A 14,749-nucleotide genomic window follows, 5' to 3' on the forward strand; every position below is an offset into this window, starting at 1 on the left:
AACCAATAGCGGGCTTCCGGTGTTCCGCTACCAGATATCCCTCCTATGATCCGCATACCGACAAACGACAGAATGCTTCTGGAACCGACATATCAGGCCGCCCGGTCGGTGGCCAGGCTGCTCGAAGCCCACTTCGCTCTGCGCCTGACAACTGCCTGCAAAATGAAACACGAGTGCCTCGCGCCGACGCCCACTGCGCCGGTCATCGAGGCGCTGGTTGATACCGCCTTCTGGGCCAGTCTCCGCAGAGAAGAGGGCGCCTCTCCCAAAATTTCCATTGCCTTCCTGCCGCCGGAAATGGCTCAGCAACCGCTGCTGTTTGAGCAGCCGCTGGCCTTCACCCCGGCTATCCTGAACAAACTGGCGCCGGCGGTAGAACGTCCGGGTATTCACCTGGGTGTGAGTTTCAACGGCGAGGACCTTCAGATTTGGGGAATGACGCGGGAAGTACCCGGCAACTGTTTCGTGCTGGAGGTAGTCGAACCGGGGTTGCTCGTCGTCAAGCACCGGCGCATCCGCGGGTTCGGAAAGTTCGTCAACGTTGCGGTACTCAAGGGAGACCAGGTCCGGCTGATCGACGACAAAATCACGGACTTACCTGAGTACCTGACTTCCCTGACGGCAATGGCCGGCTTCCGTGTCGCCTATTCCGGCGTCAACGCGATGAATGTGCTGGTCGATCTCTCGGTTTCCATGCGGGCTCACGGCAAAGGAGGGCTACTCCTGCTGGTTCCGTCGCTGAACGATGCCTGGCGGGATTCCATCATCCACCCGATGACCTACCCGATTACGCCGGTTTTCTCCCGCCTGTCTGAACTGATGGATGAAAACCGCGAGGAGCGCAGCCTTCACCTCTGGCAGGGAGACATGAGCCAGGCGATTGAAGCGGTTGGGGGACTGACCGCGGTAGACGGCGCGACGATCCTGAACGACAAATACGAACTGATGGGCTTTGGCGCGAAAATCGGGCGGTCCGATCATAGCATCCGTGTCGAAGAGGTACTCCTGACCGAGCCGGTGGTGGATGGAGAGCCGCGCGTGGTGCATCCGACCCAAACGGGCGGAACACGCCATCTCTCGGCGGCGCAATTTGCGTTTGATCAGCGCGGTTCGGTAGCGCTGGTGGCATCGCAGGACGGCCGCTTTACCGTTTTCGCCTGGTCGGACGAAACGCGGATGGTTCACGCGCACCGGATCGATTCGCTGCTGATCTAAGGTTTCCGGGACATCTCAAACCGCGTGGTGTCCCATTTCTTTTCCTTGTTTTCTTCTTCGAGAAGGATGGTAAGCTTTCCGGGATCGGAACGCTCGTAAGTAAGCTTGAGGCCGGCACGGGAGAAGACAACCCTGTTTTTGCCAAGCTCCGTCACCGGTAATACTTCCGGATGCTCTTTATCTTCCCATCCAATACTTCCGGGATTGAAATGACGGAGTTTCAGCTCGGGCACCTGTTGCCCCTGTTCCACCACCATGAATTCGTAAAAAACGACTTTTCCCTGGTTTACACACCGAAAGGTTGAGACGATGCAATTGCCCATCGGCGGTTGCCATACCTCTTCCATATCGCCCCAGGCGTGTTGCTGGGTCCAGGTTCCGGCGAGAAACGCCAGGTCGGAAACCGACGCGCGAAGCTGCTGGGCCTGCGCTGTCAGAACTGTCAGAAAGGCTGCCGGAAGCGAAAGAAGGATCTTTTTCATACAGAACGGGGGTTTGGCAGCAAGATACATAACCGTCGCCGGATCAGCCCACTGACAGGTCCTCGTCGTTCAGTAGTTGTTCATACCGCTCTTTCCGGAACCGGTAGAGGTACGGCGCTTTGCTGGCCGGTATAGTCGGGCGCTTGCCGAGGCGTTCCAGTACGTCGTAATGAAGAATCTGCTTGTAAAAGTTGCGCCGGTCGAGGCTCCGGCCGAGGATGGTCTCATACAGGCTTTGCAGTTCGGTCATGGTAAACGTCTCGGGCAGGAGGTTGTACCCCACCGGCTGGTAGCTCAACTGGCGGCGGAGCGTGCGCAGCGCCAGCCGGATCATTTCATTGTGATCAAAAAGCAGGTGCGGTACTTCGGCGATATCCCACCAGCGGCATTCGTCGGCCATGAAATCGGGCGTCGGTACTGTTCCCGTGAAATCCACCAGGGCATAATAGCCAACAGAAATATCCCGGTTGGCCCAATACGTGGAGTCCCATAACCCGGCGGCTGCCTCGGCCAGTCCCATGCGCTCCAGCGTCTCTTCCCTGGAAAAATAAGTCATCCGGTTTACGTTTCCGAATGTATGAAACTGCTGCAGAAACAGCCTGTCCAGGCCGGTACGCTCCCGGAGCGAGCGGTATGCAGCTTCGTCGAGGTTTTCATCCTTCCGTACCCGGCCACCCGGCAGAATCCAGTCGTTCGAGTCCTTGAAACGCAGCAGCAATACCTTCAGCTGGCTTTCGTGAAACCCGAAAACAACCAGGTCGAGCGAAACCGACGGCAGGTAGTTCTCTTCGATATCCCGGAGAATCTCTTGTAGTTTTCCTCGTAATTCCATGAAAAAATAAAGAGAGCGCGTATTATTTACACACACGAAAAAGTTGTACTATTGCGTCAAATATACGCACAAAACCTAGCTTCCAATCGGGATGAAATCTACCTCCGTTTTACCGCCGGCATTGCTGCTGACGGGGCTCGCCTTCGGGCTGTGGTCGTACACGCCTTTCGGGCCGTCGGACGACAAGCCGGAAGAGAACCGTTTCACCAAAGTTGTCCTCGCCGAAAAACTCAACGAGCCGCTGGAAATGGCGATTCTTCCCGATGAGCGGGTATTGCTGATCGAACGGCACGGAGCGGTACGCATCTATTCTCCGGCAACGAAGCAGCTCAAAACCATCGCGACCATTCCGGTAAGTACCAAATACAAAGACAGGGAAGGAGTAGAAACGGAGGCGGAAGACGGGCTTCTCGGCGTCAATATTGACCCGGATTTTGCTCAGAACCACTGGATTTACCTGTATTACTCTCCTGCCGGACCGGACGCCAAAAATATCCTCACCCGGTATGAACTGCGCGGGGACGAGCTCGTCCTCTCCTCCCGGAAGGTACTGCTCGAAGTACCTGTTCAACGCGAACAATGCTGCCATACCGGCGGCTCGATCGACTGGGACAAAGCCGGCAACCTGTATTTGTCGACCGGAGATAATACCAGTCCCCGCGCCACGCTCTACGCGCCTATCGACGAACGCGAAGGCCGTGCGCCGTGGGACGCCCAGAAATCGTCGGGCAATACCAACGACCTCCGCGGCAAAATCCTCCGGATACACCCGGAAGCAAACGGCACCTATACCATTCCGGAAGGCAACCTCTTCCCGAAAGGTACGCCCAAAACCCGCCCGGAAATCTACACCATGGGGCACCGCAACCCATACCGCATTTCAGTAGACAAACATACCGGCTATGTGTATTGGGGTGACGTAGGGCCGGATGCGGGAACGGATTCGGTGGGCGTCGGCCCGACGGCCGAAGACGAGTTCAACCAGGCGCGGCAGCCGGGTAACTTCGGCTGGCCGTATTTCGTGGGCGATAACAAAGCCTATAACGACGTCAATTTTGCCACCGGGCAAAAAGGCGCGCTCTTCGATCCGGCCCATCCCTTCAACGACTCGCCCAATAACACCGGCCTGCGCGAGCTTCCTCCCGCCCGGCCGGCGATGATTTCCTATCCGGCAGCAGAAACCAAGAAATTTCCGCTGCTCGGCTCAGGCGGCAGAAGCGCCATGGCAGGGCCTGCTTACTACAAACAGGATTTTGCCAAAGCCAAACGTCCGTTTCCCGATTACTACAACGGTCAGGTTTTTCTTTATGAATGGATGCGGGACATGATTCTGAATGTCCGGTTCAACGAGAAAGGCGATATGGTAAAGATGGAGCGCTTCCTGCCCAATATGCCGTTCAGTCACCCGATTGACATGGCTTTCGGGCCGAACGGAGACCTCTATGTGCTGGAATACGGCACCGGCTGGTTTGTACAAAACGACGACTCCCGCCTTGTCCGGATCGAATACAACGGTGGCAACCGCAAACCTGCTTTACAGGCCGCTGCCGACCGCACCGCCGGAGCGATACCGCTGACGGTTGCGTTTTCGTCGGAAGGTACCAAAGATTTTGACGGAGACGCGCTGACCTATCAATGGAAAGTAACCCCGAAATCCGGCGGAGCAGCTACCCTGCTCGACGGGCCGAATCCCTCCTTTACGTTCCGGAAACCCGGGCAGTACAAGGCAACGCTGATGGTCCGCGACGACAAAGGCCTGTCTGATTCCCGTGAACTAACCATCATCGCCGGCAATCAACCGCCTGTAGTACAGGTAGATATACAGGGCGCCAATACGAGCTTCTACTTTCCGGAACAGCCTATCCGCTACCGGGTGAGCGTCTCCGACAAGGAAGACGGCAGCCTGGCTTCCGGCAAAATCCAGGCGAAACAGGTAGTAGTCCGCAGTACCTATCAGGACGCGACGGCCGACCCCGCCGGACACCAGTTTACCGAGTCGGCCTACCTCGGCGCCGGGAAAACGCTGCTGGAGAAAAGCGACTGCAAGTCCTGCCATTTCACCGACAAAAAATCAGTCGGCCCGGCGTTTGCCGAAGTCGCCAAACGGTACAAAGGCGACGCGGGCGCGGTGGCGTCTCTGTCCACCAAAATCATCAAAGGCGGAGGCGGCGTCTGGGGCGATGCCGTGATGACGGCGCACCCGCAGCTTACCGCTTCCGACGCGGAAGAAATGGTGAAGTACATCCTGACCCTGTCGGCGAAAGCCGGCCCGCCGCCATCCCTGCCGGTAAGCGGAACGGTTATCCCCGCCAAAGACCAGCAGGGCATGCTAGTACTCCGTGCTTCATACAAAGACAAGGGCGCAAACGGCCTTCCGCCCCAAACCACCGAGCAGGTACTATTGCTCCGGAATCCGTTGCTGGTGCTTGGTCAGAGCGATGTACAGTCGAAAGGAACGATGCTGTATAAGGTAGGGCAAATGCCGGTAGTTATTGTCATGGCGTCAGGTACCTATGTGCAGTTCAACAAGCTGGATCTCACCGGTATCAAGGCAATGGAGTTTTCGGTTTCGGTGCCCAAAGCCCAGCTGAATGCCGCCGGCGGCCGGATTGAAGTACGGGCCGACTCCCCGACCGGCCCGCTTCTGGGTCAGACGGAGGAACTGACGCCCGTCGAAGCCAAAAACCCGGCCGACCTGTTCAAACCCGTTACCGCCCGTGCGACGCTCACGCCGACTGCCGGCGTACACGACCTGTACTTCGTTTTCCGGAATGAAAAAGCCGGTAAGTCCCCTCTGTTTGTTCCGGTCACCGCTCAGCTTCTCAACTAGTTTTCCATGAAAAAAGCAATCAAAATCATTCTCTGGAGCCTCCTCGCGCTGATCCTGGTACTCGGAGGGGCGATGGGGTTCTTTATTTACAAAATCAGCTATGGTTTTCCGGTGAGCTATGAAACGGACGCTCCGAAGATCGATTTTCCGGAAGGAAGACCTGCTATCCTGCTGTTTTCGAAAACGACGGGCTTTCGCCATAGTGAGTCGATCGACGCTTCCAAACCCGTTTTTCAGGAATTGGCGAAACGGAATAACTGGTTCGTCTATGAAACGGAAGACGGCGGCGTATTCAATCCCGATCAGCTCCGCCGGTTCCATGCGGTTGTGTTCAATAATTCGACGGGCCGGGTATTGAACGATGAGCAGGAAAACGCCCTCGCCGCCTATGTCGAAGAAGGCGGTTCCCTCATCGGTATTCACGGTGCGGGTGACAACTCCCACCACTGGGCCTGGTACGAAGAAAACCTGCTCGGAACCCGGTTTTCCCACCACTCGCTGGATCCGCATCTACAAAAAACCCAGGTATTCATCGAACCGGGGAGGGATTCTGTCCTCACGCGCGGCCTGCCGGCGTCGTGGGTCCATGAAGACGAATGGTATGTTTTTCTGACGCAGCCGAAAGGGGTACATATCCTTTCTTACATCGACGGCACACGTATTATTCCCAATGGTAATATGCTGTGGATCAAGAACAAAAACTTCGGAATGGGCAAATACCACCCTATCGCCTGGTACCGAACTGCCGGAAAAGGGAAAACCTTTTATACCTCCATGGGGCATACCGCAGAAGCGTGGGCGGAACCGGAGTTTACAGGTATGGTAGAAAACGCGGTGAACTGGACGCTGAAACGATAGCCGCCGGAAGGCGTGGCATACTCCTCTCTGAAGGCCCGGCATGCCGGGCCTTTTTTTCGTCACGCATGTGGATGCATTGCTTGCAACTTCAGCGCCGCTATCTGTGTCTACAGGAAAACCAAATTAAACATGAAGCGTTACTTTTTTCCCACCCTGATACTATTGTTCGGATTGTCCGGTTGCCTAAAAAAGGACGATAGTCCGCTGCGGGATCTCGTCACCGACCCTGTTTCTACCTACCTCGGCACGGATACGTTGTCGCGTACCGGTGACCTGTATATGGGCCTGCAACTGGGCGAAACACCGGAATCTCTCTACCCCGTCCTGCAGTCGCTGCAAAAAACCGCCAGTGTGGGCTATGTCAACGTAGTAGGGAATAGTTTTACCAGACTCACTGATCTCGAGAAACGCATTCCGCTCTACCAAAGCCTTGATATCGAGCAAAGCAACGGCATCTCGGTACAGCTTTATTTTTCGGAAAGAAGCATATCAACGATGTATCTGTCGACCGGTAAAGCCCTGATCCAATGGCCCGAGTCTGCCGCGAAATCCCAGGCAATAGCTATCGGAGACGCGGTGGACGGTCTCTACGCGAAAGTTCTCACGTTGTCCTCCGGAAATTCCTTCCGCCGGTTCAACCTGTTTACAAAAGACCTCACAACCGGCTACGATCCGTCCATGAGCGACTCTCCGCAGTGGTACTTTGCGTTTAGTCCTTCATTCGGGAAAACGACGCTGGTCCACCTTAATTTTTCGGGCCGGAAGCTGAGTTCGATTACGGTCAGCAAATACGAGAGAGGAGGATAATTTCCTGCTATTCAAATAAGTCAAAGAGGCTGTCCCATACCAATAGGACAGCCTCTTTTGCTTGCCGGAAAGACCACCTCCTACCAGCCGTCGTTCTGCTTCAGGTTCGGATTGGCATCCAGCTGAGACTGAGGAATCGGATAGAGCTCGAAGCGGGGATTGTAAGGCGTAAGTTCAGCGCCGATGATCATTTCGGGCGTCATCGCAGCTACTTCGTCCTTCAGCGTTCCCCAGCGGCGGATATCGTATACGGTATTGAATTCGCCCGTCAGTTCCAGCCGCCGCTCCAGCCGGAGGGCAGTCCGCAGATTGGCCGAAGCGGTCAGTTTCGTGGCATGGGCCCGCTCCCGGACCCGGTTGATCAGCGGCAGCGCCTGCGCCGGTTTTCCGGTTTCGATGAGCGCTTCCGCCAGCAAAAGGAGTATGTCGGAATACCGCAATTCGATCAGATCGTTTCCATACCCGTGCGGCGGCGCGCCGGCGGGTCGCTCGGCCCTGTCCATCTTCGCATAGGCGAGGCCGCAGGCGAAATTCGGCTGGAAAAAGATGTCACCGGTGCGCTTCACCCGGTAATGCCACGTTTCAGGGTCGTAGATGATGCTGTCTCCGGGCGTTGCGCCGCCGTTTTCAACGCCTTTGAAGACATATTTCGCCACAACGGTCATGTCCCGCCGGGTATCCGTCTTCCCAAATAATTGGTAGAATGCCCAGGTCAATCCGTAGCCGGTCTGTTCATCTCCGTTCGTCAATCCCCTCGGAAACAGGAAGAAGGGGAAGATGGTCCCGTTGGGATTGGCCGAGTCCGTGAAGTAGGAAAACGACAGCAGCAGCTCTTTGTTCCGCTCATTTTTAAGGGAAAAGACATCGGCAAATTCCGGAACGAGGCCGATGTTATAGCGCGCTTCCGCTTCGGTGAGTTCGGTCAGTTTGTCAATCGCCTTTTGGTAGTATTCGGCTTTGGAAAGTGGTTTCCCGGCCATGTAGACGTATACTTTGCCGAGTAATCCTTTGGCGGTCGCGGCAGTAACGCGACCGGCATTGGCGACATCCCACTGATCCGGCAGTTGTTTTTCGGCAAAAGTCAGGTCTTCGATGATCAGGGCGTAAACCTCTTCGAGCGTCGCTCTCGGCGCATAAATAAGATCTTGGTCCTCAAGGGATTTGATTTCGCGGTCGATCAGCGGCACTCCTCCGAAATCCCGCGCCAGGTTGAAATAGGCATACGCGCGCAGCAGGCGGGCTTCGGCGATGTACTTGTTGGCGGTGGTGTCGGCGGAGACGGCCTTTCTGGCATTGTCGATAACCGTATTCGCCCGAAAAACAACCTTGTACATCCGCGACCAGACGAGGTCAAAGGCGCCGGCAGTAGGCAGGTGCCCGAAGCGGTAATAGGGATTGGCGCTCGCGCCGAGTATTCCGCCGGTGGCGTACCGATGCCCCGACTCGCTGAGTATGAAGCGGTTCCAGACGTCGTTGTAGTCGAGCGATGTCCAGATATGGTACACTCCGAGGGTCGCTTTTTTGAGGCCGTCTTCGTCCTGAAAAACCTGTTCGCCCGAACGGGACGAAAACGGCTTTTCTTCGAGGTTATCCCGGCAGGCCGTGAGCGCGACGGCCAGGAGCAGCAAATAGGCAAGTTTCATGACGGTCAGAAGTTACAGGAGAACCCGATGGTGAAGGATTTTTGAGCCGGATAGGCGCCGTAGTCGATTCCCTGTTGCAGGAGGGATTGGTTGTAGGAGCTGACTTCCGGGTCAAATCCGGTGTAGTTTGTCAGCGTAAACAGGTTGGTACCGGTCAGGAAGAGGCGCGGGTTTTTGACCGGCCCCAGCTTCGGCAGCTGATAGGCCAGCGTCAGCATTTTCAGGCGGACAAACGTGCCGTCTTCCAGAATAACGGAATTGATATCTCCCGTCGGAATACCGATCTGGGTTCCCGGAAAACGGGGATCGTTGTGCGGCCGGGAGGCCGTCCACCGCTTGCGGTACCACTCTTCCGTTTGGTTGAACGACACGCCGGCATAGTCCACGAGCCCGTCCGTCAGGTAAAACCGCGTCAGGTTCAGGACGTCGTTCCCGACCGATCCGGTAATGAAAGCGCTGACGGTGAAGCGTTTCCACGTAAAATCATTGGTCCACCCGAACACAAAATCAGGTGTAGATTTTCCGAGTACCTGGCGGTCGTCGGCATTGATCTGGCCGTCCCCGTTTTTATCCTCATACTTCCAGGCGCCGGGAATCTGCTCAGCTACACCAGGTGACGGGTACAGCGGCTTTCCTTCGGCATCGAAGTCCTTCGTCTGCGCCAGCCCGATGATTTTATAGCCGAAAAACTGACCTACTTCCTCACCCGGTACCAGGATACCGGAGGTACCGCCGAGGAGATTACCGGAAATGTTGATATAGTCGGGAGTCTTGCGGTCTCCCAGATCGCGGAGAATATTGACGTTCCGGGAAACCGACAGCCGGGAAGAAAAAGTGAGGTCTTTTTTCCGGAGAACGTTGAATTGAACGCTCAGCTCCAGGCCCCGGTTCTCCATCGTCCCGTAGTTATCCAGAATACTGCTTACCCCTGATTGTGAGGGCAATATTCGTTGCTGCAGTAGGCCGGACGTCAGTTTGCGGTAATAATCAAAGCTCACGACAAGCTTGTCGTTGGCAAGGTTGAAATCGACCCCGGCATTGAACTGACTCGTCCGTTCCCAGGAGAGATTCGGATTACCTAAAGTGGTCGGGTACAGGCTTGTAACCGGCTTACCGTCCGTTCCCAACTGGTAAAACCCGTTCCAGAATTGCGACAGCGACGCATACGGATTGATGGCCTGACTACCCGTTTCCCCGTACGAAGCCCGGAGCTTGAGATTGGACAGGAATTTCACCTTTTTCATGAACTCCTCCGCATCCACGTTCCAGGCAACCCCTACTGCCGGAAACAGGGCATACTTTTTGTTGGCGGCGAAGGGAGACGCGCCATCCAGCCGCAGCGACGTATTCAGGACATAGCGGCCTTTAAAGGTGTAGTTGAGGCGGGCAAAGGCCGACTGGATCGTCCGGCTTTCCTTGTAAGAGCCAATACTCTGAATATGAGCGCTTCCGATGTTATCGACGCCAAACGCCGGCACGTCGTATCCGGATGAGATCGTGGTCAGCTGCTCCAGCGTCTGGCTGTTGTACTCCCCGCCAAGCGTCGCATTCAGGTAGTGATTTTTCTGAAAGGTATGCTCGTAGAGAAAATAGGCATTGGCGTTGTAGCTGTAGGTATTGGCGACGGCGCTGCTTCCGCTGCCATTTGGCCCGAGGCCTTCAGCAGTAACAGGCGGCATGAATACCTGGCGGCGCGTGAGGTTCTGGTTGGTTCCGCCGGAAACCACCAGCTGCAGGCCTTTGACCAGCCGGAACCAGTTTTCGATGTTCAGAATGGAGTAGTCATTTTTGGACAAGTCTGTCTTCGACGTCAACTCCAGGTACGGATTGGAAAAGTAGTAGCCTGAATAGCCGGGAATGCCGAGGCTGTTGTATCCGGCGTAGTCCTTCGCGACGGTCGGCACAGCCCGCAGGCCATCCATAAGCCCACCCGACGACGGCCAGGCTTTCGACGTGGTAATCGCCCGGTTGGATTGCTGCCGGGTGAAGGAAAGCTGCGCCTTAACGGTATACCAGTCGTTGACATCGCTGTTGAAATTAGCCCGCAGGCTTCCGCGGTTATTGTCTGACCGGATGATGGTCCCCCGCTCATGGAGGTAGTTTCCAGAGAGGTAGTACGACGACTTCGGACTTCCGCCCGACACCCCGAACGTCAGGTCCTGCCGGAAACTCGGCTGGGTAATCGCCTTAACCCAGTCGGTACTGGTCGTCGGCGGGGTCTCAAAAGGCGGTTTCCGGTTGGTAAGGCGGTAGTTTTCGTTGATGATTTCGGCATACTGAGGGCCGTTCATCATTTTGATTGGATTGGAAATCTGCCCGAAAGACGTCCGGTTGACAAGCTCCACGCGCCCCTCCCCGCGCTTGCCCGATTTGGTAGTAATCAGCACGACGCCGTTGGCTCCGCGGGAGCCGTAGATAGCCGTAGCCGAGGCATCCTTCAGGACTTCCATGCTTTCAATATCGTTCGGATTAATGCCGTAAAGGCCGTTCTGGGAATAGGCGCCGGTGAAGTTGGCGGCGGCCTCCCGGTACGGCGGCATGGGAAATCCGTCGATGACATACAGCGGTTCATTATTGCCGCTCAGGGAGTTATTCCCACGGATCCGGACCACGGCTGCCGCTCCCGGCTCGCCGGAAGTCTCGACCACCTGTACGCCGGTAGTCCGGCCCTGCAGGGCCTGGTCGACGGTATTGATCACCGCCGTTTTGATCTCGCTCGCCGCCACGCGGGAGGTGGCGCTTGCCAGGTCTTTCCGGCTTTGGGTACCATATCCGACCACTACGACCTCGTTAAGCACCTTCACATCGGGCTCAAGCGTAACGGTCAGATTGCGCATATTCCCGACCAGCTGTTCTTTGGGCTTGTATCCAGTAAAACTGAACGTAAGGAGAGAGCGGTTGTCGGGTACCCGGACACGGAAGGCGCCGTCGGGCGTCGTCACGGTCACTGTTTGCGTATTCTTAACGGTAACGGCGACGCCGGGAAGACCGGAGCCCTTTTCATCGAGTACCCTGCCCTGAACAAGCTGACCGGTGCCCGGAACAGAGTCGTGGCGGGCGGGCGGTTGCTGCGCCGGCAGGCGGATGGAGTCCTCTTTCGGAAGCCAGTTGCCGGTCTGGGATTTCCGGGCAGAGTCGGGTCGGGCCGGTTGCGGGAGGGAGTCTTTCCTGACTACCCGGGCGGAATCGCGTTTCGGAAGCGAGTCGGGCCGGATTGGTTTGCGAAGTGAATCAGGCATGGTATCCCGCCGTATCACGCGGACGGAGTCCGGACGGGGTAACGTGTCGGGTTGGGTTTGCTGGGCGCTTCCCTCTTCTCCAAAGGGCAGAAGAAGGACAAGCAGGAGCAGTTTCCGGAAGAAAGGCGGCTCGTCAGCCCCTTCAAGTAAGGTTCTCATCATGGTCGAAACACTGGGTTGAACAATTCGGCGGGTCCTGTGAAAGGACAAAATCGGGTGGGCAGGCCGCAAGGACCGGGGAAGGACAACCACCTTCCGGCGGGTTGCTGCCGGAGGGGACTGGCGGGTTGGCCTACTAATGGCGGGCCAGGGGTCGAAACAGGGCGTCTTTTAGAGAAAACTGGGGACAAATCGGAAATCGGTTACTCAGACGTGCAGGATTTTCACCGGAATGCAATGTTGGGGCAAGGCGGTTCCGTTTGCGAACTATTTGTCAACATGTACCGAAAAATACTTACCTGGAAAGTGTATTTGGAAAGACGGCGGTACCAATACCTTCCGGAAAAACCACGATCGTTGACAACTATGGGGATGGGATTTCGCTGGAAGACCGCATTTCAAATGTCACCGTTTCCAACAATGTACTGATTCTCAGTGGAAATGAACTCGGTCGGTGTGGCATTGCGGTAGACTACTCCAGCCGGAATATTTCTGTCGATAATAACACCATTTACGGTTATGACCGATCGATCCATATTGAAACCAGCACTTCCGTAACTGTTCGGGGCAATAAAACATATAAATCAGCCTGCGGACTTTACATTGCCCTGAGCAAGAACATCATCGCTTCCGACAATTTTATCGACGGAAAATCACCCCTTAATTCTCCTAAAATCTCAGAGCCGGGCTTATTGTACGTTTATAAGAGTGACAGCGTCCGGATTGCGGGAAATTTCATACAGAACTGGACCAACCTGGCGACCAGGACATTTGCCGCAAAAGTCTGGGGAAGTAATGTGACATTTGAGAGTAATGTCATCGAACATGGTCCGGTTTTCGGATATGGAGGTACTAACAATCGAAATCGTTTTGTCGGAAACCTGTTCAACGACGCTGATCTGGACATTTCCTATACGAAGGACGCAAGCGTCGAACGGAACCGGTTCTATACGGCAAAGCTCATCACCAGCTACACGGAGAATACGACGGTTACCGGAAACGACTTCGTCCCGCATCCCGATTCAACCTATGCAGATAAAGTAATTGTGTACGGGTCAAAGGGACTTATTTTCTCAGGTAACCGGATTGCGTCCGTGCAGGATTACCTGGTAGATGATTATCAGAATACCTCCTATACCTTTGGGCATAATATGCTTTTCCGGAAAAAGAGTACAGATGGTTCCCGGATTTTCCGCTATGGTAACTCGTCACGTAATCCGCTGATGTTCACCGCCTACCCTGATTTGCTCAAAGATGAAGTAACCGGATCGACCCGTCCGCTTGGAACCTTTGTCGATTCGGATACCACTGTTTCACGGCAGTTTGCGACGAAATCGATTACAAAACGTGCCGTTGTTTCAGCTACTACTGCTGCTACGGTTGACGTCGTCATTTCCCTCGGCACGACATTCCCCGTCGTACATTCCATACTTCCAACGTGGACGCCGGCTTCACAGAGCCTGAACACGACAGAAGTAGTACCTCAGGTAGTCGGAACCCATGTAGACGCCTCCGGAAGGGTATACGAGGTGAAAGTACGTCTTACCCGCAGCACCGGTACCGGCACCACCACAAACGGAACGGTTTCCATTACCGTGACAGGAACCGAATAGACCTCCAGACGTGAACCAGCTACCTCTGATCAGTCTTTTATTGTCGCTCTCGGCGGCGCCGGTGGAAAAAACAGCCACCGGCGCTGCCGCGTGCACATATGAAATGGGAGCTGGCGGGGAAACGACAGATAATCAACGCATTGTCACCGAGTTCGGTGCTATACCCAACGATCTCCTCGACGATACCGACGCTATCAACCGGGCCATTGCGGCGATGCCGCACGGCGGGGTACTGCTGTTTCCGGCGGGGGAATACCGCATTTCGTCGCTGACGCTGCCGGGCGGATTGATTTTCCGGGGAGAAGGGCCGAATCAGATCAGTCGACAGACGGCGGGTATCCGTAAGGGAACCGTACTCATTGCCGCTCCGGGTACGGCGGGCACTGCGATCCATATTCCTTCTTCGGAAAAATCGGGCGGCCTGGAGGAGCTTTCGCTCTATCTCGATGCGGCGGCTGAAACCGGAACGCTGTTGTCGGTGTCGGGCTCCGTGAAGTTGAAAAATGTGGAAGTAGCAGGTATGCTCCGCTCGCAGGCCACGGGTATCCATTTCCGGAATGCCGGAAGCTGCGAACTGGAGAATGTATCTGCCGGATTTCGTCTCCGGTTCGGGATGGTGCTGGATAATGGCAGGAGCCTGCGCGTCACCGGCGGAAAACTCAGCGGGTGGGACATCCCCTTGCTTATCAATAGCCAGAGAAATGCGAAAGAATACTTATCTTTCGTACAAACCGGTTTCCACCGGCCGTTCGACGCGGACGCGGAAGTAGTTGCCGCTCCGGCGGAACAGGCCCTGACAGGAATGGGAAATCAACCGGCCCATTTTCTGAAACTGATTGACATCCGGCAGGGGCAGCATATCCTCTTTCAGCAATGTCATTTCAGCGGCGAAGAACCCGATGAAGAACAGCGCCCGGAACTTCCGCCTGGCATTATTACGAATGCTATTGTCGTAAAAGAGCCTGTTCAAGACGTCGCATTCCGGCAATGTTCCTGGGAAAATGTCTATCTGAGTGATTTGTCGAAACGGGTAGAGGCGGCTCCGGGGCCGGCGGGTTCTCATTAAATGTC

At 55.6% G+C, this 14,749-nt stretch carries 10 protein-coding genes; 6 read left to right on the top strand and 4 right to left on the bottom strand.

Annotation, left to right across the window (positions count from 1 at the left end; translation table 11 throughout):
• Positions 1–45 precede the first annotated feature (45 nt).
• Positions 46–1,215: a putative sensor domain DACNV-containing protein gene (locus BLR09_RS02580; protein WP_218126577.1), complete on the top strand. Its 1,170-nt coding sequence runs from the start codon at positions 46–48 to the stop codon at positions 1,213–1,215.
• On the opposite strand, the gene BLR09_RS02585 is transcribed toward BLR09_RS02580, so the two are convergent.
• Positions 1,212–1,697 (bottom strand): DUF6265 family protein, encoded by a 486-nt coding sequence (locus tag BLR09_RS02585; RefSeq protein WP_093197300.1) that lies wholly within the window; start codon positions 1,695–1,697, stop codon positions 1,212–1,214. The genes BLR09_RS02580 and BLR09_RS02585 overlap by 4 nt on opposite strands.
• A gap of 43 nt (positions 1,698–1,740) precedes the next feature.
• Positions 1,741–2,529, bottom strand: coding sequence for an NUDIX hydrolase (locus BLR09_RS02590; protein WP_093197303.1), 789 nt, complete (start codon positions 2,527–2,529; stop codon positions 1,741–1,743).
• Between the two features lie 91 nt (positions 2,530–2,620).
• Here BLR09_RS02590 and BLR09_RS02595 point away from each other — a divergent pair, with 91 nt between their 5' ends.
• The 3 genes from BLR09_RS02595 (at position 2,621) to BLR09_RS02605 (ending at position 7,024) form a co-directional block, all read left to right on the top strand.
• The gene (locus BLR09_RS02595; protein ID WP_093197306.1) at positions 2,621–5,359 is read left to right on the top strand and encodes a PQQ-dependent sugar dehydrogenase; all 2,739 of its coding nucleotides are present in this window, start codon (positions 2,621–2,623) and stop codon (positions 5,357–5,359) included.
• A gap of 6 nt (positions 5,360–5,365) precedes the next feature.
• Positions 5,366–6,217 (top strand): ThuA domain-containing protein, encoded by an 852-nt coding sequence (locus tag BLR09_RS02600; protein WP_093197310.1) that lies wholly within the window; start codon positions 5,366–5,368, stop codon positions 6,215–6,217.
• Between the two features lie 129 nt (positions 6,218–6,346).
• Positions 6,347–7,024: a hypothetical protein gene (locus BLR09_RS02605; protein WP_143010997.1), complete on the top strand. Its 678-nt coding sequence runs from the start codon at positions 6,347–6,349 to the stop codon at positions 7,022–7,024.
• A gap of 80 nt (positions 7,025–7,104) precedes the next feature.
• Here BLR09_RS02605 and BLR09_RS02610 read toward each other — a convergent pair whose 3' ends face one another.
• Together BLR09_RS02610 and BLR09_RS02615 are read right to left on the bottom strand one after the other, a co-directional pair.
• Positions 7,105–8,667, bottom strand: coding sequence for a RagB/SusD family nutrient uptake outer membrane protein (locus BLR09_RS02610; RefSeq protein ID WP_093197316.1), 1,563 nt, complete (start codon positions 8,665–8,667; stop codon positions 7,105–7,107).
• Between the two features lie 5 nt (positions 8,668–8,672).
• Positions 8,673–12,068, bottom strand: a complete 3,396-nt coding sequence (locus BLR09_RS02615; RefSeq protein ID WP_093197319.1) for a SusC/RagA family TonB-linked outer membrane protein — start codon at positions 12,066–12,068, stop codon at positions 8,673–8,675.
• Positions 12,069–12,325: 257 nt separating this feature from the next.
• Here BLR09_RS02615 and BLR09_RS02620 point away from each other — a divergent pair, with 257 nt between their 5' ends.
• Positions 12,326–13,678 (top strand): NosD domain-containing protein, encoded by a 1,353-nt coding sequence (locus BLR09_RS02620; protein ID WP_176785422.1) that lies wholly within the window; start codon positions 12,326–12,328, stop codon positions 13,676–13,678.
• A 10-nt stretch (positions 13,679–13,688) separates the two neighbouring features.
• Positions 13,689–14,744 (top strand): glycosyl hydrolase family 28-related protein, encoded by a 1,056-nt coding sequence (locus BLR09_RS02625; RefSeq protein ID WP_143010998.1) that lies wholly within the window; start codon positions 13,689–13,691, stop codon positions 14,742–14,744.
• Positions 14,745–14,749: the final 5 nt, after the last annotated feature.

This window comes from Siphonobacter aquaeclarae (genome assembly GCF_900103285.1).
GTDB lineage: Bacteria > Bacteroidota > Bacteroidia > Cytophagales > Spirosomataceae > Siphonobacter > Siphonobacter aquaeclarae.